Source organism: Streptosporangium sp. NPDC001681, assembly GCF_040298085.1.
Classification (GTDB): domain Bacteria; phylum Actinomycetota; class Actinomycetes; order Streptosporangiales; family Streptosporangiaceae; genus Streptosporangium.
Map to the genome: position 1 here is coordinate 55,256 of NZ_JBEOZN010000018.1, position 19,008 is coordinate 74,263.

The following is a 19,008-nucleotide window of genomic DNA, read 5'->3' on the forward strand; positions in this document are numbered from 1 at the left end:
AGGTAATGGCGGGGGTGGGTTTCTTACGATTGGGCTGGCATGGTAACGAAGCTCGTAAAGCCTTGACTGAGTGAAGGAAAAGGGTCGATTCTGTTCCTCGCTAAGCGTTCCGATGCGCCATACGCAACGAGCTACGCGATGACCGGAAGGATGCCCCTTCGTGTCAGATCTCCACCTCGACGGCGACAGGAGAGATCTCGTCGCGGAGGATCAGCGGACCGTCCTCGACGTGCGCGGTCTCTGGAAGGTCTTCGGCCCGCGTGCCGACAGGGTCGTCGGAACCCCGCTCCAGGAGCTCTCGCGAAGCGAGCTGAGGGCCAGTACGGGTTGTGTGACCGCGATCCGCGACGTCTCCTTCACCGTGCGGCCCCAGGAGGTCTTCGTCGTCATGGGCCTGTCCGGCTCGGGCAAGTCCACCCTCGTACGCTGCCTGACCCGGCTCATCGAGCCGACGGCCGGTGAGGTGCTGTTCGACGGTGCGGACATCCGCAAGGCCGGTGACAGGCAGCTGCGCGAGCTGCGCCGCCACCGCTTCGCCATGGTCTTCCAGAACTTCGGGCTGCTGCCGCACCGGCGGGTCCTGGACAACGTGGCCTACGGGCTGGAGATCCGCGGGACCCGGAAGGAGGCCCGCTACGAGCGGGCCAGACAGATGGTCGAGCTCGTCGGGCTCTCCGGCTCCGAGGACTCCTACCCCGACCAGCTCTCCGGCGGCATGCAGCAGCGCGTCGGGCTGGCCAGGGCGCTCGCGGTGGATCCCGACGTGCTCTTCTTCGACGAGCCGTTCTCCGCGCTCGACCCGCTGATCAGGCGGGACATGCAGAACGAGGTCATCCGGCTGCACCGCGAGGTGGGCAAGACGATGATCTTCATCACGCACGACCTGAGCGAGGCGCTCAAGCTCGGCGACCGCATCCTCATCATGCGCGACGGCGAGCTCGTCCAGCTGGGCACGCCTGAGGAGGTCGTCGGGGCGCCCGTGGACGACTACGTGCGCGAGTTCGTCAGGGACGTGCCCCGCTCGCACGTGCTCACGACCCGCTGGATCGCGCGCCCACCCCGGCGGGACGAGCCCCTGGACGGGCCACAGGTCTCCCCGGACGTCGTGGTGCGCGACGCCGTGCACACGATCCTGCGCGCGACGAGCCCGGTCAGGGTCGTCGACGGTGACGAGCTGCTGGGCGTCGTCACCGCGGAGGAACTCCTGGGAGTACTCACCGAGCCCTCTCCCGACGAGACCCCCGCGCTGCTCACCGAGGAGAATTCCGGCAGGCCCGCCGCGCCGGCCAGGTCAGGGGAGCAGGGGTGACGGCCACCAGGGCCACCCCTGCCGGTGGTCTGCGGCGCCTGCCCGCCTGGCCGCGCCGCTACCTGCTGGCCGCCGTCGTCGCGGCCTGGGTGCTGGTCTGGGTGTTCGTCCAGGGGCGCGACACCTTCCAACTCGGCGGCGCGGAGCTGACGCCGCTGCACGTGCGGATCAACGAGGCGAGCGAGGTCGTCGACAACAGCAGGAACGACAATCCGTTCTTCCTGTACTTCGTCAACTACATCCGGCTCTTCCTCGATGAGGCCGTCACGTTCGTCCAGGCGCTGATCAGCCGGCCGTCCTTCGGGCGGCCACTGCCGGTCATCGGCTGGCTGGGCGTGGTCACCGTCGCCACGGCGGTCGCGCTGCTCTGGGGCAACCTCAGGGTCGCGGTGCTGACCGCGGCCGGTTTCGCCTCCTTCGGCCTGCTGGGCCTGTGGGAGGAGAGCATGGACACCCTCGCCCTCACCCTGGCCGCGGTCGTGATCTCGCTGCTGATCGGCATCCCGCTCGGCGTCTGGGCCGGGGTGAACGACCGGTTCAACCGCCTGGTCACCCCGGTGCTCGACTTCATGCAGACGATGCCGACGTTCGTCTACCTCGCGCCGCTCACCCTGTTCTTCCTCATCGGCCCGGCGAGCGCCACCGTGGCGACGGTCATCTACGCCGCACCGCCCGCGATCCGCATCACCGCGCACGGTATCCGCGAGGTGCGCCCCGCGATCCTGGAGGCCGGCACCTCGCTGGGCTCCACCGCCTGGCAGCTGCTGAGCAAGGTACGGCTGCCGCTGGCCAAGCGGACCATCATCGTCGGTGTCAACCAGACCATCATGGCCGCGCTCTGCATGGTCACCATCGCCGCGCTGATCGACGCCCCGGGGCTGGGCAAGACAGTCGTCAAGGCGCTGGAGACCCTCGACGTCGGCAGCGCCTTCAACGCGGGCCTGGCCATCGTCATCATGGCCATCGTGCTCGACCGGGTCACCTCCGCGGCCGGCAGGCGCGTCGAGACCCGGTACCGGGCGGGCCGCTCGCGGGGACCCGGCCGCCGCCGTGCCGGGATCGGCGCAGTCCTGGCGGGTACCGGCGTGCTGGTCTATCTCTCCCACACCTACGTGTGGGCCGCGGAGTTCCCGAGCGAGGCGAACCTGGGGCCGTACGTCCGCCGGGGCGTCGACGCGGCGACCCTGTGGGTGCAGGACAACCTGGCCGCCTACACCGGCGCGTTCAAGAACGCCGTCTCCTACGGCCTGCTCAACCCGTTCGAGGCGCTGCTCACCGACTCGCCGTGGTGGCTGGTCGCCGCGGTGGTGATCGCGTTCGCCGCCATCCTGGCGAACGTCAGGGTCGTGCTGGTCACCGCGGCCTGCCTCGCCCTGCTCGTGCTGCTCGGCCTGTGGCAGGACAGCATGGTGACGCTGGCCTCGACGCTCGTGGCCACGGTCCTGGTGATGATCCTCGGGGTGGCGTTCGGTGTCTGGATGGGGCGCAGCGACCGCGTCGACCAGCTGGTGCGGCCCGTCCTGGACGCCGGGCAGACCATGCCGCCGTTCGTCTACCTGGTGCCGATCCTCGGCCTGTTCGGCGCGACCCGGGTCACCGCGATCACCGCCGCGGTCGTCTACGCCGCGCCGGTCGCGATCAAGCTCACCGCGGACGGCATCCGCGGTGTCTCCCCGAGCGCGGTGGAGGCCGCCACGGCCGCGGGCTCGAACACCTGGCAGCTCATCACCAAGGTGCAGCTGCCGATGGCGCGCAGCGCGGTGGCCCTCGCGGCCGGCCAGGGACTCATCTACGTGCTGGCCATGGTCGTCGTCGGCGGCCTGGTCGGCGCGGGCGCGCTCGGTTACGACGTGGTGGCGGGCTTCTCCCAACTGCAGTTACGAGGCAAGGGGCTCGCGGCGGGCGTGGCGATCGTGGTACTCGGGATCATGCTGGAGCGCATCACCAGGACGGCGGCGCGGCGGGCGGACGCCGAGGCGCACGGCGTCCACTGAACACGACGGACAGCGATCCCGTCGCCCCGACACGGTGGCGGGCGGACTCGTATACAGGAGGACCTGTGGTGACAGTTTCGAGGATCGGGCGACCACGGGCGGTGGCGCTCCTGGTGGCCGGCGGCCTCCTCGTCTCCGCGTGCGGCGGGGCGAAGGTCGGCGAGAGCAGCGAGGGCACAGCCGCCCCCGCCGCCTCCGGCGCGGAGGGTAGGAAGCCCTGCGGCGCGGTCAACATCGCCATCAACCCGTGGGTCGGGTACGAGGCGACCGCGGCGGTCATCGCCCACGTGGCCGAGAAGGAGCTCGGCTGCGCGGTCACCAAGAAGGACCTCAAGGAGGAGGTCGCCTGGCAGGGGTTCGCCACCGGTCAGGTCGACGCCATCGTGGAGAACTGGGCGCACGACGACCTGAAGAAGAAGTACATCGAGGAGCAGAAGGTCGCCGTCGCGGCGGGTTCGACGGGCAACAAGGGAGTCATCGGCTGGTACGTGCCGCCGTGGATGGCCGAGAAATACCCCGACATCACCGACTGGAAGAACCTCAACAAGTACGCCGAGCTGTTCAAGACCTCGGAGTCGGGTGGCAAGGGGCAGTTGCTCGACGGCGACCCGTCCTTCGTGACCAACGACGCGGCCCTGGTCAAGAACCTGAAGCTGGACTACAAGGTCGTCTACGCGGGCAGCGAGGCGGCGCTCATCACCGGCTTCCGGAAGGCCGAGAAGGAGAAGACCCCGCTGCTCGGCTACTTCTACGAGCCGCAGTGGTTCCTGGCGGAGGTCAAGCTCGTCAAGGTCAACCTGCCCGAGTACACCGAGGGCTGCGACGCCGATGCCGAGAAGGTGGCCTGCGACTACCCGCTCTACGACCTCGACAAGATCGTGAGCAAGAAGTTCGCCGACTCCGGCAGTCCGGCGTACGAGCTGGTCAAGAACTTCTCCTGGACGAACGAGGACCAGAACCTGGTGGCCAAGTACATCTCCGAGGACAAGATGACGGCCGAGGAGGCCGCGGAGAAGTGGGTCGGCGACAATCCCGACAAGGTGAAGGCCTGGCTCCCCACCGGCTGAGCGGGCGGCGGTCCCGGCGGCTCGACGGCCCGCCCGCACCGGGCGACACCGGGCGACAGGGATCGGTGCGGCGGAGTGCGACACGCGCCGGGCGCGGTGCGAAGTGACATGGCGAGGCGTCACGCGGAGCGGCGCGGATCGGGCACGGCGCGGACGGCGACAGCGTCCGCGGCGTGCTCCGATGCCGTGCCCGGACCCTTCACCGGCGGGTACGGCCCGTTCTTGACAGCGCCACCCGCAAAGGGAGAATCTGTTGCGGGAAGCGCACCGCGTTCCGGACTGTGCAACGACGGAGGTGTGTATGGCGGGCCAACGCGTTGTCATCATCGGAGCAGGTGTCGTCGGGGCGGCCCTGGCCGACGAGCTCTCGGCGAAGGGCTGGGACGACATCACGGTCGTCGACCAGGGCGCCGTGCCCGCCACTGGAGGGTCGTCCTCCCACGCGCCGGGGCTGGTGTTCCAGACCAACCCGTCCAAGACCATGACCGAGCTGGCCCGCTACACGGTCGAAAAGCTCGTCGCGCTCGACTGCTTCCTCCAGGTGGGCGGCCTGGAGGTGGCCACCACGCCCGAGAGGCTCGCCGAACTGCACCGCCGCCACGGCTGGGCCACCGCCTGGGGGGTCGAGGCGCGCCTGCTCACCCCCGAGGAGTGCGTGGAGCGCCACTCCCTGCTCGACAAGGCCAGGGTCCTCGGTGGGCTGTTCGTCCCGACCGACGGCCTGGCCAGGGCCGTACGCGCCGTCGAGGTCCAGCTGGAGCGAGCACGGGAGCGGGGCGTGCGCGTGCTGGACCGGCACGAGGTGCGAGACATCCGGGTCGAGGACGACCGGGTGGCGGCCGTCGTCACCGACCGGGGTGAGATCCCCGCCGACCTCGTGGTCTGCTGCGCCGGCATCTGGGGCCCCAAGATCGCGGGCATGGTCGGCATGGCGTTGCCGCTGACCCCGCTGGCTCACCAGCTCGCCTGGACCGGCCCCGTCCCCGCGCTCAGCGGGCAGAGCGCGGAGGCCGTCCGGCCGATCCTGCGCCACCAGGACGCCGACCTGTACTACCGGGAGCGGTTCGAGCGGCTCGGCATCGGCTACTACGGTCACCGCCCGATGCCGATCGCCCCGGAGGAGATCCTCCCGGTCGCCGACGCCGAGGTCATGCCCTCGGTGCTGCCGTTCACCGGCGACGACTTCGCCCCCGCCTGGGCCGAGACGCGGGCGCTGCTGCCCGCCACCGAGCAGGCGGCGCTCGAAGAGGGCATCAACGGCCTGTTCTCCTTCACCACCGACAACATGCCGCTGCTCGGCCGGTCGCGCGACGTGCGAGGCTTCTGGGTGGCCGAGGCCGTGTGGGTCACCCACTCGGCGGGGGTGGGCCGGGCCATGGCCGAATGGCTGGCCGACGGCCACTGCTCCTCCTTCGACCTGCACGAGTGCGACGTCAACCGGTTCGAGGCCCACCAACTGGCCCCCGAGTACGTGCGCACCCGCGACTGCCAGAACTTCGTCGAGGTCTACGACATCATCCACCCGCTCCAGCCGGCCGAGAACCTGCGCCCGCTGCGCACCAGCCCCTTCCACGCCCGCCAGCGCGAGCTGGGCGCGTACTTCCTGGAGGCCGCCGGCTGGGAGCGCCCCCAGTGGTACGAGGCCAACGCCTCCCTGGTCGAAGGCCGCGACATCCCCCGGCCGAACGACTGGGCCGCCCGTTACTGGTCACCGATCGTCGGCGCCGAGGCCCAGGCCTCGCGCGAGGCCGTCGCGCTCTACGACATGAGCGCGCTCAAGCGGATCGAGGTCGCGGGCCGGGGGGCCGCCGCCTTCCTCCAGCGGATCTCCACCGGCGACGTCGACAAGTCCGTCGGCTCTGTCACGTACTGCCTGCTGCTCGACCACGACGGCGGTATCCGCAGCGACATCACCGTGGCCAGGCTGGGCCGCGACCTGTTCCAGGTCGGCGCCAACGGCAACCTCGACCTCGACTGGCTCCACCGTCACCTGCCCGCCGACGGATCGGTCACCGTCACCGACGTCACGCCGGGCACCTGCTGCGTCGGGGTCTGGGGCCCGCTGGCCCGCGACGTCGTGGCCCCGCTGGCCGGTCCCGGGTTCGGTTCCGATGGCTTCCGCTACTTCCGCGGCGCGCGCGCCCACGTCGGCACCGTGCCCGTCACCGCGCTGCGGCTCTCCTACATCGGGGAGCTGGGCTGGGAGCTCTACACGACCGCCGACATGGGCGCCAAACTGTGGGACACCCTCTGGGAGGCCGGCCAGGCGTACGGGATCATCGCCGGGGGCCGGGGCGCCTTCAACAGCCTGCGGCTGGAGAAGGGCTACCGTTCCTTCGGCACCGACATGACCTACGAGCACGATCCCTACGAGGCCGGCCTCGGCTTCGCCGTGCGCAAGGCCGACAGGGGTGACTTCATCGGCCGCACGGCCCTGGCCGAGCGCGGCGCGGCGACCCGGCGGCGGCTGACCTGTCTCACCGTCGACGACCCCGCGGCCGTCGTCATGGGCAAGGAGCCGGTGTACGACGGCGCGTCCTGCGCCGGATACGTCACCAGCGCCGCCTACGGCTACACGATAGGCAGGGGCATCGCCTACGCCTGGTTGCCCGCCGAGCTGTCCGTGCCGGGGCGAGAGCTGCACATCGGCTACTTCGACCGGCGGGTGAGTGCCGTCGTCGCCGAGGAGCCGCTCTACGACCCGGCGATGGAGCGGCTGCGTGGTTAGTGCGCCGACCGGGAACTCCCCGGCGCTCGAACGCGACGGGGCATGCCTGCAACGCCGCCGCGACCAGGGCCGCCGAGGTCGCGTTCGCCCTGGAAGACCTCTCGGGCATTCGGGAGTCGGTCACGGTTCGCAAGGCTCAGCGTGCCGACCTGCACTCCTGGGGTTTCCACCAGCTACGGACGTTCGTGACGTACAAGGCCGCCCTGGCCGGGGTAGCGGTGCGGTTGGTGGATCCGCGTAACACCTCCCGTACCTGCCCTGGGTGCGGTCACATCGACAGGCGGAATCGTCCTACCCGGGATGAGTTTCGGTGTGTTTCGTGCGGACTCGTCGGCCCGGTGGATTACTTCGCGGCGATCAATATCGGTCGCCGGGCAGTGCGTCACGCCGCCGACGACGCGGCCTGAACCGTACCTGCCAGGTACGGCGAGAAGCTGACGACGTCGGAGTCACACCGCCGTCATCCTGCATCATGTGATTCACCGTCACCACCGATTTCACGCCAGAGCCGTTTACTGGTCAGGCCCGGTCCGCCTCACCCGTTCAGGGAAGCGTGACGAACTTTCCGAGGAAAGCCCGGGCCGAAGGGGTGTCCAGGCGGTAGTTGTAGTTGGTCGCCCTGCACGCCTCGTCGTCTCCGCTGATCGTCGTGGCCACGAGCAGGTCCGAGGTGGACCCTCCCAGGAAGTTCGGGCCGCCCGAGTCGCCGAAACAGGTTCCGCCGTCGCCTTTGGAGGGGTTCGGTGACAGTTCAAGCCATCTGCGGGTGAGGTTCTCAAAGGAGATGGATGTCTGGTTGCGGGTGTCGGTGTAGGTCAGCCGCATCCCGTGCTTCCCCTTGGTCGAGGCCAGGGCGCCGTACCCGACCGGGGTGAATCGCGTCGCCTTCAGGTCGCTGCCGGCTTCGAGGCGGTTGAGCAGACCCTCGGTGGGCAGCCTGGCGGGCTTGATGTCCGGGACGGCCGTGTCGAAGACGACGACGGCCAGGTCATGAAGGGCGGACTCGTCTTTGTATCGCGAGTCGAGGACGTAGCGGCCGGTGTAGACCTTGTCCCCGGGCCGGTAGTGGCTGGAGAACGAGACCCGAGCGGTCTTCTGCCCCGGTTCCGCGCAGTGGGCGGCGGTGAGGAAGACGGTCGGCGAGATGAGCGTGCCGGTGCAGTAGGACCACGTGCCATCGTCGTTCGGTTTGTCGTCGATGACGGCTCCCACCTGCGGGTGGGCTGTCAAGTCGGGCGAGCCGTTCGTGATGGCCCACGCGGGGGACATGGCGGTCGCGATCAGCATGACAGGAATCATGACAAAAGGTATAAAACGCACAGGGGAACTGTAGCCACTCGAAGGTTATACTTGACACAAAGCGTGAAGAGATCTACTCGACGCTTGCCGAGCCGCCGTCGGCGGAGCCGTCCCGGTGCTGCTGGACGGGGGTGTCCGGCGCGGCCTGGGTGATCTTTCCGATACGCCAGGGATCGAGGCTCACCCGGCGTAGGGCCTTGAATGTGACGGTGAGCAGGGCGTTCGCCCGTTCGACGACTCCTCGTAGGCCGCGGAGCAGCTTGTTGTAGGTGTGCTGGTCATGGTCGAGTTTGGGCCGGCCGGCCTTCTTCTTGATCGGAACGCGGATGACGTCGGTGGCCCTTTCATAGCCCGGGTCGGCCAGGGATGGCAGGCCGGTTTGGACGGCGGCGAGAGTGGTGATGACGTCCAGACATTCCACAGGTCGGGGGCATGCGCAGCGAGGATGTCAATGCCCTCGTGCAGGTAGCGGTAGGCGGTCATGCCGCCGATTCCGTGATCGGTCGCGAGTTGCGTGATCCGGGTGTTGTCGGTGAACCATCGCAGGGGGGCGCGCCTGAATGATCACAATGGTGGTCGTCTGTCGTGGTTGTGGCTCTATCTCCATAGATTCACATGTGCGCGAACCGCTCAATTTTACGATCTATGGCTGGAGTATCAGACACTCCCAAACCGCCTTGACCAGCAGTGGAACACCCCGCATTACCTCACTCAAGGGCGTGAATGTTTACCTCACGTTTGGTCGGGCGCGTATTTTTACGTGGTTGAGTCGCTCCTTTAGGTTGACAGTGGGGGAAGTGCTCAACCGGGCACCTGAAACAGAGAAGAGGGCCCAACAATGAGAACACAATGGGCAGCAAAGGGAATGGCCGCGGTCGCCATTGCGGCGACCGGCCTGTTCTTCGTAACCGCGCCGTCCTACGCGAGCACCGTCACGGCAGGCGACCTCGAAGAACGGGGATACAAATGCGACCGCGCCGGATCGGGTGGCTGGCTGTGCGTGAAGCTCGGCGACCGGTGGCTCTGCCCGAACCGTCAGGTCCCCTGCATCGACCTGCCCGACATCGCCCGCCTGTAGCGTGGTCCGGTCAGGTTCCTCCTCGTGAACGAGGCGTTCTCGTGTTATCCGGCGTCGACGACGGCCGCGCCGATGTCCACGGCCATGGCCCGGCTTCCGGCCAGGAGACCGCCGTCCACGGGCAGGTCGATCCCGTTGATCCACGATGCGCGGTCGCCCGCCAGGAACGCGACGGCTTCGGCGACGTCGTCCACGGTGCCGACCCGTCCCATCGGATACCACGAGGCAGCCTTGTCCAGGGCGTGCGGATCGGTCGCGAGCCGCTCCTCCCAGATCGGGGTGGCGATCGTGCCCGGCGACACCGAGTTGACGCGCACGCCGTACGGTCCGTACTGGGCGGCCAGGCCGCGGGTGAGGTTGAGCAGCCCGGCCTTGGCCGCGCTGTAGGTGTCGTTGCCGAAGTAGCGATGGCCGTTGACCGAGGCCACGTTGACCACGGCTCCCCGCCGGGCCTCGCGCATGCCGGGCAGGACCGCCTGGCACAGGCGGATCGCCCCGCCGAGGACGACGTCCACGTCGACCGACCAGACCGGTTCGGGCACGGACTCGAACCCGAGGTTGCTGCAGACGGCGGCGTTGTTGACCAGGACGTCCACCGGGCCGTGGCGCGAGGTGATCGAGCCGATCGCCGAGCGGACGGACTTCTCCGAGCGCACGTCGAGGTGGACCGGCTCGGCGCCCTCGATGGTGTCCGCGATCGCGCGCGCCGCGTCCAGATCGACGTCGGTGACGATCACCGTGGCGCCGCCGGTGTGCAGGACCCGCGCGATCGCCGCCCCGATCCCCCCGCCGGCGCCGGTGATCAGCGCGCGGCGCGGTGAAGTCGTGTCCCGAGGACCAGATGACATGGATCTTCCTTTCTCCGCTGTGGCTCAGCCCTTGAGCGCGCCGGCCGTCAGCCCCTTGGTGATCTGCTTCTGCAGTACGGCGAATCCCAACAGTACGGGGGTGACCGTGATCATCATCCCGGCGAACAGGGTGGCCCAGTTGGTGCCGTAGTCGGCGGCCTGGCCCAGCTGGAACAGCCCGAGCGGCAGGGGCATCTTCTCCGGCGAGTGGATCAGCAGCAAGGCGTAGAAGAACTCGTTCCAGTTCTGCAGGAAGCTGATGATGGCGACCGACGCCAGTCCGGGCCCCATGAGGGGGAGGATCACCGAGATGAACGTGCGGGCCGGGCCGGCCCCGTCCATCGCCGCCGCCTCCTCCAGGTCGTACGGCAGGGTCTTCATGAAGCCGACCAGGACGAAGACGTTGAACGGCAGGTTGTAAGTGGCGTAGACGAGAATGAGCCCGAGCCGGCTGTCGAGGAGACCGAGATCCTGCATGATCAGGTAGAGCGGCGCGAAGGTGACCATCCACGGGATCATCAGCCCGAGCAGGAACGTGCTGAGCACCACGCCGCTGAACCTGAAGGTGATCCGGGCCAGCGGGTAGGCGGCGAACACGGCCAGCACGACGCCGATCGCGGTGGAGGCGACGCTGATGACCACGCTGTTGCCGAAGAACAGGCCGATGTTGGCCTGGTTCCAGGCGTTGACGTAGTTGTCCCAGCGCCAGGCGTCGGCGATCTGCCAGGGGGGTGAGGAGATGAACTCGCGGTTGGTCTTCATCGACACGTTGAAGACCCAGGCATAGGCACTGATCGAGGACAGCGCGACCCCGCCGAGCAGCAGGTAGAAGAAGAGGTGGTGCGGGCGGAAAGGGGCGCGGGGCCGGGATGGGCCACCCCTGCGCCTCGGGGTGGGGACGGGTGGGTGGGGCGTGGCCGCGGGGCCGGCCGGGGTGGGGCGCTCGGTCAGATCAGTACTGGAGGTCATCGCGCTTCATCACCTTGTTGAGGAGCTTGGCCACCGTCAGCATGACCACCACGAGTACGACGCCGATGGCCGCGGCATAGCCGAAGTCGGCCCGGTCGAAGGCGACGCGGTACATCAGGGTGCCGACGGTGTCGGTCGAGCCGAAGGGACCGCCTCCGGTCATGATGTAGACGAAGGCGAACGTCTGCAGGCTCTGCACCACCCACAAGATGGCGAGCATGCGCATGAGGTCGAGCATCATCGGCAGCATGATGCTCCAGAACACCCGCCACTCGCCCGCCCCGTCGATGCGCGCGGCCTGCAGGACGTCGGTGGGCAGTCGTTCGAAGCCGGCGCACAGCAGGACGATCCAGATGCCGATGCCGTGCCACACGGACACGAACGTCACGGCGGCCAGCGCGGTGGAGGGGTCGCCGAGCCAGATCTTGGCCAGGGCGCCCAGTCCCATGGACTCCAGTGTGGGGTTGATCAGGCCGAGGGTGGGGTGGTAGAGGAACTTCCACATCAGTGAGACGACGGCGACCGACAGGACCACCGGGGCGAACACCACGAACCTGAAGAAGCGCTCGCCGTGGATTCGCTGTGACAGGGCCCAGGCGATCGCCATGGCGGGCGGGAACAACATGCCGCTGCCGATGAGGGTGAGCAGGAACGTGTTCTTGAGCGAGTTGAAGAAGGCGGGATCACCTGTCAGCAGGCGATACTGGTCGATCCCGACGAATCGCATCGTCCCCGTGCGGGAGAACTCGTTCAGCGACAGGTCCACCGTTTTGATCAACGGGTAGAGGAAGAAGACCCCCAGTAGCGCGAGCGCGGGTATCAGAAAGGGGATGATGATGCGTCGCTGGGCCGCCTTGAGCATGTGACCTCCGGGGTTCACATCCGCCGCGGGCTCCGCCGCGGGAGCGGAGCCCGGGAGGCGGGTTCGGTTGACGGGGTTCAGTTGCCGTGGACCCGGCGCAGTCCCTTGTCGAGGTTGTCGAGAGCCTGCTGGGCGTCCTGCTTACCGAAGAGCAGCTTGGCGATCTCGGGATAGACGATGTCCTTGGCCTTGGACTCCATCAGGCCGTAGTAGCTCGCCTGGAGCCGGTCGGCCTTGGCCACGACGTCGGAGATGCCCGGCAGGCCGGGAGGGCTCGCCACCCCCTTGACCCCGGAGACCTCGCCGATCTCGTTGGCCCTGCGGGTCTGGGTCTCCACGCTGGTGACCCGGCGGATCCACTCCAGTGAGAGCGGGATGTTCTCGCTCTTCGCGGATACCGACATCAGTTGGGCGGCGGCGAGCATGCTCGCCTGGTCGCCGGTCCCGCCGGCCACGGTCGGGAACTGCAGGACGCCCAGCTCGAAGTCCTTGGGGATCACGTCGGCCATCTCGCTGACGAGCCAGCTGCCCATGAGGATCATGCCGGCCTTGCCCTGGAAGAACTGGGCCTGGGCGGCGGTGAAGTCGGTGCCCTCGAACCCCTTGAGGAAACCCTTCCTGTCACGCAGGTCCTGGAGCATCTGCAGTCCCTTGAGGAATCCCGGGTCGTCGGTGATGTTCCCTTTGCCCTCGGTGAGGATGTCGTGGGCCTTGTCATAGCCGACGGTGCGCAGCCAGATGTTGTCGCTCCACATGCCCATATAGGGCTCGAACAGGCCGGTGACCGCGATCGGGTCCACGCCGGCGGCCTTGAGCCCGTCAGCGGCCTTGGTCAGGTCGTCCCAGGTGGCGGGCGGGGTGATGTTGTGCTTTTTGAAGAGCCCCGCGTTGTAGAACAGCACCTGCAGGGACAGCTCGGAGGGGACGCCGTAGATCTTCTTGCTCGTCGGGTGCTCCATGAACTGCATGACCGCCGGGCTGAACTGGTCCAGCCAGGGCTTGCCGGTGGTCGTGTCGACCTGGTCCAGGTAGGGCTTGAGGTCGAGCAGGGCGCCGCTGTCGGCCCACTCCAGCAGCGCCGGGTTGGTGCCGTCGAACATCGTGTAGTCGACGTCCAGCCCGTCACCCGCGCGCCACCTCTGCTCCAAGGCCGGGCGCGCCTTGGTGTTGGCGAAGGTCGGCTTCAGGTCGGCGCCGGCATGGTCCTTCTCGATCCCGGCGGCGATGTCCTCCAGAAACTTCAGGGAGGGGGTGCCGACGGCCGGGAGTACGCCGACCTCGATCGAGCCGCCCTTGATGTCCTGCTGCCAGCTCTTGGCGTCGGGAGCCTGCTGGGTGGCCTGGTTCGCGCCGGTCGCGCCGCCTGTGCCGCACGCGGTCAGAACCAGGCAGGGAACAACGATAAAACCGACCAGTACCTTACGTGCTACTTTCACCGCGAAACCTCCATTCCTAGTGATATCTGGTTTAGTGTCGTTGTTTCTAGATTTCTGTCTCATTTGCTGGGTCTCGTCCGGATAGATCGGGCAGCAGGTCCGCGAACTCCTGGAGAAAGACCTCGATCCGGCGCAGTTCCTCGGTGTCGAGCAGGTGGGCGGGCCCGCGGCAGTGGGCGCTGTCGATGAGGCCTCGGCGGAACGAGATCTGCTTCTCGGCGGCGATGATGAGTTCGGTGTCGAGCATCCAGTACGAGATGTAGGGCAGCAGTCGCCGGTGCAGGTCCTCGCCGCCGGCCTCGTCGCCCGAGGTGAGCCGACGCCAGATCTCGACGTAGATCTCGGTGAACGAGCATCCGGGCTGGCTGCCCACCGCGCCGCGCCGCCAGGCGTCGGGGAGTTGCACTCCGGCGTAGCCCTCAAGCGAGGTCACCGGCGGGTCGAGGGCGGCCAGTTCGCCGATGAGCCGCCCGGGTGGGTTGGACTCCACTTTGATCAGCCGGAGGTTCGGGTGAGTGCGCACCAGGGCGGCGATGGTGGCCGCGTCCAGGCTGGTTCCCGTCTCGTTCGGGGCGTACTGCAGCACCACCGGGGTCGGGGCGACCGCGTCCAGGACCGCCGTCACGTGCTCGATCTGGGAGCGGCGTGAGGGGCTGAGGAAGTGCGGTGCCAGCAGGTTGATCAGGTCGGCCCCGGCGGCCACGACCTCGCGGGCCCGTGCCACTGCCATCCGGGTGGTGTGGTCCTGCACCGCGACGATCGCGGCGAGGTCATCCCGGTGGGCGGTTCGCCGCAGCAGGATCGCGGTCAGCTCGCGGCGCTCGTCCTCGGTGAGCTTGTAGTACTCCGAGGCGAACCCGGGAAACATCACGCTCGTCACGCCGGTACTCAGGACGTGATCGACGACCCGGCCGAATCCCTCGAAGTCGACGTCTCCGGCGTGGGTGAACGGAACCGCGAGAACGGGCGAGATCCCCCGAACCAGGTCCGAGGCGTCGCCGTGGCCGTGGCCGTTGAGGGAGGCCGCCGCGGGAGAGGCACTCGTCTGGATGTTCATTCGCCCTCCTACCTTGATGGGACTTAGTATTCGAAATACCGAAAACATTTTCTTAAATAGGAACGATAGACGCCCAAGTCCTCCCACGACAAGGGGTCGTGGGAGGAAGAGGCGGATGTCAGCCGAGAGAGGAGCCCAGAAGGCGCATGATGGTGCCGCCGAGTACGTCGCGTCGCGCGTCGCCGTCGATCGGCCAGTCCAGCACCCGGCCCAGCTCGGAGCGCGGCACCGCGTAGGGCGCGTCGGTGGAGAAGACCAGCCGCGACGGGCCGATCTCCGGATCCCGGCCCAGCTCGACCAGGACGGTGTCCCACGGCGCGTAGCTGGTGTCGCCGTAGAGGTTCGGCGCGTAGCGCAGCGCCGGTGCCGCGTCGATCCAGAAGTCGGTGGCGCCGCTGCGGCCCATCACGAAAGGCGTCTCCGGCCGGCGTCTGGCCAGGCTGGCCAAGGGCAGTGGCAGCGCGCTCGGGGGAGTGCCGGTGCGGACGTAGACGGGCCACCCCGCCTCGGCCGCGAAGTCCAGCAGCGGATCGAGGAGCCCGTCGAGAAGGTCGAATCCCTGAAGCACGCTGTCCACGTTGAGGGCGCGGGCCCCGGCGTCCCTGGCACGTTCCAGCTCGTCGACGGCAGCTGGTCCACGCCACGGATTGGCGACCGCGTACGGGATCAGCCGCCCCCCCGACGCGGCCGCCGCCGCGGCGACATGCTCGTTGCCGGCCCGGTTGTCGTAGGCGATGCAGCGTTCGTCCGGTGCCACCAGGGCCACGTCGATGCCCAGTGAGTCCATCGTCGCGATCAGCTGATCGGCCTCCAGACCGGCCTCACGTCCCTGCCCCAGCCGTACATGCGCGTCAACGATCAACGGGTTCTCCCACGGTCAGGCCGAGGGCGGAGAGCGCGTCGGCGTGGATGATCTGCTCGATGAGTTCGGCCGGCACGCGCGGCAGCGCGGTACCCTCCAGGATCCTGTTGACGCCGCGCAGCCCCGCCATCGCCTCGCCGGTGTTGGCGATCGGGTAGTCCGAACCGAGCAGGAGCTTGTGCGTGCACCCCCATTCGACCGCGGCCAGCAGCGACTCGTAACAGACCCACGGCCGCAGGTAGATCGAGGAGACGTCGGCGTAGACATGGGGGTGCTTGCGGATCGTCGCCACGGTCTCCTTACCCCAGGGATGGCCCATGTGGGCCATGACGATGCGCAACTCGGGGAAGCGCAGCGCGACCTCGTCGGTCACCAGCGGGTAGGTGTAGCGCAGCGGCGCCGCGCGGATCGGCGACGCCCCCTGATGGAAGAGGATGGGCAGCGCGTTCCTCTCGCAGTAGGCGTAGAACGCCAGCGCGGGCTCCCCGAGCGGATCGAAGTTCTGGTAGTTCGGGCCGAGCTTGACGCCGACGAGCCCCATTTCACGACACCGCTCGGCCTCCTCCAGGCAGTCGGCGGACGTGGGGTCGACGGACATGAACCCGATGCGGCGGGCGGGATCGTTGGCCACGAACTCCGCGGTCGCGTCGTTGGTACGTTCCGGAGCGTGCGGTATGCCGGTCGCGGCGGCCGGGTCGGCCACCGCGATGTTGAACACGATCGCGACGTCCGCCGCGGACATGGCGCTGTCGAAGTCGGCCCAGCTGTTCGTGGTGACGACGGGACGATCGGTGCGCCAGGAGGTGAAGACGCACACCTCCTCGGCCGGCACCGTGTCGCGGTGGGTGGGAGTATGGGCATGAACATCGACGATCATCGAAATTCCTTCATCAGGTCCGCTCGTGGCCGGACCCCCAGTCCGGGGGAGTCGCCGAGCCTGACGCGACGGCCGTCGCTGTCCAGCGGCTCGGCGAGGATGTCCTCGGTGTAGTAGTGCGCGCCGATGATGTCGGAGGGGAACTCCCGCGACAACACCGGCAGTGCGCAGGCGACATGGAGTTGCGCGGCGGCACCGATCCCCAGCTCGCCGTTGGAGCCGATGAGCGTGTCGACCCCGAAGGAGGAGGCGAGCAGGCCCATCGCCACGGCGCGCCCGGGCCCGCCGCTCTTGCCCACGTAGAGGCTGACGCAGTCGGCGGCCTCCGCCCGCACCAGCGCGGTCAGGTCGGCCAGGCCGAAGACGGACTCGTCGGCGATCACCGGCAGGCCAAGGTTCCGCAGCTGCCGCATGCCGTCCAGATCGGCCGGCGCGACCGGTTGCTCGACGAACGCGACACCCTGTTCGGCCAGCGCGGGGATCGCCCGGACCGCCTGGCTGCGCGTCCATCCTCCGTTGGCGTCGGCCCCCAGGAAGGCCGCGGGACCGGCGAGCTCCCGGGCCCGGGACACCCGGGCGACGTCACCGGTGACGCCGAGCCCGACCTTGACCTTGAACGCCTGGAATCCGGCCCCGGTCGCCGCACGGAAGACCGAGTCCAGCGCCGTGGCGTCACCGGACAGGGAGAGCTTGATCGGGACCTCGTCGCGGTACGGGCCGCCGAGCGCCACGGCGAGCGGGACGTCGAGAGTCCGGGCGAACGCGTCCCACAGCGCGATGGACACGCCCGCCTTGGTGAACGGATTGCCCGCGAGCAGCCGGTCCATCAGGAGCTCCAGGCCGCCGACCGGCGCGAGCGGCCGGCCCACCAGGGCGGGGGCCAGGATCTCGCGGATGAAGTGGGCGGCGCTGACGCCGTCCTCGCCGCTCCACAGCGGTGTCGCGCTGACCTCGCCGTACCCTTCGACGCCGGTGCTGGTCACCACGCGAACCAGCAGGAAGTCCGAACGGGCGTGGGTTCCCCTGGCGCCGGTGACGACCAGGCCCGGGTGTACCTGGAGGCTGATCGCCGCGGTGTGGACCGCGACGACGGTCGGTCTCACCGCCCCGCCAGCAGTGCGCGGGGGTTGTCGACCAGCATCGCCCGGCGCTGCTCGTCGGTGATCCCCCACCCGTCGATCTCGGCCACCCGGGCCACCGCGTAGTCCTGGCTCTTGCGATCCGACAGCCCGGCGTCGGTGCCGAACAGGACCTTGTGGGAGGGCGCCCGGGAGAGGATCTCGCGCGCCGCGTAGGGCGGCGTGCCGCAGATGCAGATGTAGAGGTTGGGGGTCTCGATGGTGAGGGCGAGCGACTCCCGCCAGGTGTCGTGCAGCCCGGCGTGCCCCAGGACGACCGGCAGGGAGGGGTGTCGCCGGGCCAGGGCCGCGATCTGACCGCCGGTGGAGTAGGGCGGTGTCCCGTCATGGCTGAGCAGGATGCCGCCGCTCTGGGCGAGGACGTCACAGATCGGGTCGAGCGCCGACTCGTGCATGCTGAAGCCCTGCAGCCACGGATGCAGCTTGAGGCCGCGCAGCCCGAGCTCGTTGAGCATTCGGTCGACCTCTCCGGGGGCGTCCGCGCGACGCGGGTGCACGGTCCCGAAGCCGGCGAGCCGCTGCGGGTACTCCCCGACGAAGGCGGCGAGGTCGTCGTTGCTCTCGGGAGTGGCGTCGAAGAGGCCATCGTGGCTGAGGACCACTGCCTGGTCGATGCCGGCCGAGTCCATGAAGGCGACGAACTCGTCCGCGCCGAACGTGACGCCGCCCAGCCAGCTGGTGGTGCGCCAGGTGGGGGTGTGGGTGTGGAAGTCGATCACAGGACGCCCGCCAGCTCGACCAGGCGGTCCGCCGCCCGGCCGACGAGGTCTTCCAGCCGCTGTTTACCCTCGTCGGCCTGAGCCAGTTCGGGCCGGTCGGTGAAGCCGTCGATCCGGCGCCACACGGTACCGGAGTGCAGGTCCACTCCCTGGACGGTCACGACCTCGGGCACCTGGGGCCGGGGGACACGCGGGCCGACCAGGTCGGGCCGGAGGGCCAGGACCATCGAGGTCTCGAACTCCCCGGCATGTCCCGGCACCGGCGGCTCGCCTTCGGTGTCGGCGAGCCGCCAGTAGTCCAGGTGCGCGACGGACAGGTCGAACCGGGTCGAGCCCGCGGCGGCCGCGGCGTGGCAGACCCCGACGTTGCCGCCGTGCCCGTTGAGCAGGACCACCCGCCGCCCGCCCTGCGCCGCGATCGAGCGCAACAGGTCGCAGATCACGGCCAGCAGCGTCTCCGGTGACAGGGAGAGCGTCCCGCCGTAGGGCAGGTGGTGATCCGAGGCACCCCAGTCGATCGCGGGGGCGACGATCAACGGCCTGTCGCTACGACCGGCCGCCGCCGTCGCCGCACCGTCGGCGACCGCGGCGGCGATGAGGGCGTCCGTCGAGGTCGGCAGGTGCGGCCCGTGTTGCTCGGTCGCACCGACCGGGATGATGACGACGGCCTCGGGCAGGTGCCGCCTTAGCCGGTCACGATCTGTTTCGGACCATCGCAGAGCTATCGACACATCAAACATCCTTCGATATATCGTATTTATTTC

General features: G+C 68.7%; 18 protein-coding genes and 1 pseudogene. 6 read left to right on the forward strand and 13 right to left on the reverse strand.

Features of this window, described 5'->3' with window-relative positions:
• The first annotated feature begins 229 nt into the window (after nucleotides 1–229).
• The 5 genes from ABT130_RS11430 to ABT130_RS11450 all read left to right on the forward strand — a co-directional run bounded on the left by ABT130_RS11430 (nucleotide 230) and on the right by ABT130_RS11450 (nucleotide 7,505).
• Nucleotides 230–1,309 carry a quaternary amine ABC transporter ATP-binding protein gene (locus ABT130_RS11430; RefSeq protein ID WP_350954905.1) on the forward strand — a complete coding sequence of 360 codons (1,080 nt, stop codon included), beginning with the start codon at nucleotides 230–232 and terminating at the stop codon, nucleotides 1,307–1,309.
• The gene (locus ABT130_RS11435; RefSeq protein WP_350954826.1) at nucleotides 1,306–3,303 is read left to right on the forward strand and encodes an ABC transporter permease; all 1,998 of its coding nucleotides are present in this window, start codon (nucleotides 1,306–1,308) and stop codon (nucleotides 3,301–3,303) included. Before ABT130_RS11430 ends, ABT130_RS11435 begins: the two co-directional genes overlap by 4 nt.
• A 68-nt stretch (nucleotides 3,304–3,371) precedes the next feature.
• Nucleotides 3,372–4,370: an ABC transporter substrate-binding protein gene (locus ABT130_RS11440; RefSeq protein ID WP_350954828.1), complete on the forward strand. Its 999-nt coding sequence runs from the start codon at nucleotides 3,372–3,374 to the stop codon at nucleotides 4,368–4,370.
• A gap of 301 nt (nucleotides 4,371–4,671) precedes the next feature.
• Nucleotides 4,672–7,098, forward strand: a complete 2,427-nt coding sequence (locus ABT130_RS11445) for a GcvT family protein (RefSeq protein WP_350954830.1) — start codon at nucleotides 4,672–4,674, stop codon at nucleotides 7,096–7,098.
• Nucleotides 7,098–7,505: a zinc ribbon domain-containing protein gene (locus ABT130_RS11450; protein WP_350954832.1), complete on the forward strand. Its 408-nt coding sequence runs from the start codon at nucleotides 7,098–7,100 to the stop codon at nucleotides 7,503–7,505. The genes ABT130_RS11445 and ABT130_RS11450 overlap by 1 nt, the downstream gene beginning before the upstream one ends.
• A 136-nt stretch (nucleotides 7,506–7,641) precedes the next feature.
• Here ABT130_RS11450 and ABT130_RS11455 read toward each other — a convergent pair whose 3' ends face one another.
• From ABT130_RS11455 to ABT130_RS11465, 3 genes and pseudogenes are all read right to left on the reverse strand, one after another.
• Entirely contained in the window at nucleotides 7,642–8,385 is a 744-nt protein-coding gene (locus tag ABT130_RS11455; RefSeq protein ID WP_350954834.1) for a S1 family peptidase, read from the reverse strand.
• An 85-nt stretch (nucleotides 8,386–8,470) separates the two neighbouring features.
• Entirely contained in the window at nucleotides 8,471–8,818 is a 348-nt protein-coding gene (locus tag ABT130_RS11460; RefSeq protein WP_350954836.1) for a transposase family protein, read from the reverse strand.
• Nucleotides 8,818–8,943 (reverse strand): annotated as a pseudogene (locus tag ABT130_RS11465) (IS5/IS1182 family transposase); the annotation flags it as partial. The pseudogene ABT130_RS11465 and the gene ABT130_RS11460, both read right to left, overlap by 1 nt.
• A 319-nt stretch (nucleotides 8,944–9,262) precedes the next feature.
• Here ABT130_RS11465 and ABT130_RS11470 point away from each other — a divergent pair.
• A complete protein-coding gene (locus ABT130_RS11470; protein WP_350954838.1) occupies nucleotides 9,263–9,475 on the forward strand; it encodes a hypothetical protein in 213 nt (70 codons plus the stop codon).
• Nucleotides 9,476–9,519: 44 nt separating this feature from the next.
• Here ABT130_RS11470 and ABT130_RS11475 read toward each other — a convergent pair whose 3' ends face one another.
• The 10 genes from ABT130_RS11475 to ABT130_RS11520 form a co-directional block, all read right to left on the reverse strand.
• Nucleotides 9,520–10,323, reverse strand: coding sequence for an SDR family NAD(P)-dependent oxidoreductase (locus tag ABT130_RS11475; RefSeq protein ID WP_350926359.1), 804 nt, complete (start codon nucleotides 10,321–10,323; stop codon nucleotides 9,520–9,522).
• Between the two features lie 24 nt (nucleotides 10,324–10,347).
• Nucleotides 10,348–11,292, reverse strand: coding sequence for a carbohydrate ABC transporter permease (locus tag ABT130_RS11480; protein ID WP_350926357.1), 945 nt, complete (start codon nucleotides 11,290–11,292; stop codon nucleotides 10,348–10,350).
• On the reverse strand, nucleotides 11,276–12,154 hold the full coding sequence (locus tag ABT130_RS11485) for a carbohydrate ABC transporter permease (RefSeq protein ID WP_350926355.1): 879 nt from the start codon (nucleotides 12,152–12,154) through the stop codon (nucleotides 11,276–11,278). Before ABT130_RS11485 ends, ABT130_RS11480 begins: the two co-directional genes overlap by 17 nt.
• 77 nt (nucleotides 12,155–12,231) lie before the next feature.
• A complete protein-coding gene (locus tag ABT130_RS11490) occupies nucleotides 12,232–13,590 on the reverse strand; it encodes an ABC transporter substrate-binding protein (protein WP_350926354.1) in 1,359 nt (452 codons plus the stop codon).
• Nucleotides 13,591–13,636: 46 nt separating this feature from the next.
• A complete protein-coding gene (locus ABT130_RS11495) occupies nucleotides 13,637–14,647 on the reverse strand; it encodes a dihydrodipicolinate synthase family protein (RefSeq protein WP_350954840.1) in 1,011 nt (336 codons plus the stop codon).
• 118 nt (nucleotides 14,648–14,765) lie between these two features.
• Complete coding sequence (locus ABT130_RS11500; RefSeq protein ID WP_350954842.1) at nucleotides 14,766–15,509, reverse strand: amidohydrolase family protein; 744 nt, start codon at nucleotides 15,507–15,509, stop codon at nucleotides 14,766–14,768.
• Nucleotides 15,499–16,386: an amidohydrolase family protein gene (locus ABT130_RS11505; RefSeq protein WP_350926348.1), complete on the reverse strand. Its 888-nt coding sequence runs from the start codon at nucleotides 16,384–16,386 to the stop codon at nucleotides 15,499–15,501. Before ABT130_RS11505 ends, ABT130_RS11500 begins: the two co-directional genes overlap by 11 nt.
• Complete coding sequence (locus tag ABT130_RS11510; protein ID WP_350926346.1) at nucleotides 16,383–17,489, reverse strand: mandelate racemase/muconate lactonizing enzyme family protein; 1,107 nt, start codon at nucleotides 17,487–17,489, stop codon at nucleotides 16,383–16,385. The genes ABT130_RS11505 and ABT130_RS11510 overlap by 4 nt, the downstream gene beginning before the upstream one ends.
• Nucleotides 17,486–18,244 carry an amidohydrolase family protein gene (locus tag ABT130_RS11515; protein ID WP_350926344.1) on the reverse strand — a complete coding sequence of 253 codons (759 nt, stop codon included), beginning with the start codon at nucleotides 18,242–18,244 and terminating at the stop codon, nucleotides 17,486–17,488. The genes ABT130_RS11510 and ABT130_RS11515 overlap by 4 nt, the downstream gene beginning before the upstream one ends.
• Nucleotides 18,241–18,975 carry a creatininase family protein gene (locus tag ABT130_RS11520; protein WP_350954844.1) on the reverse strand — a complete coding sequence of 245 codons (735 nt, stop codon included), beginning with the start codon at nucleotides 18,973–18,975 and terminating at the stop codon, nucleotides 18,241–18,243. Before ABT130_RS11520 ends, ABT130_RS11515 begins: the two co-directional genes overlap by 4 nt.
• Between the last annotated feature and the right edge of the window lie 33 nt (nucleotides 18,976–19,008).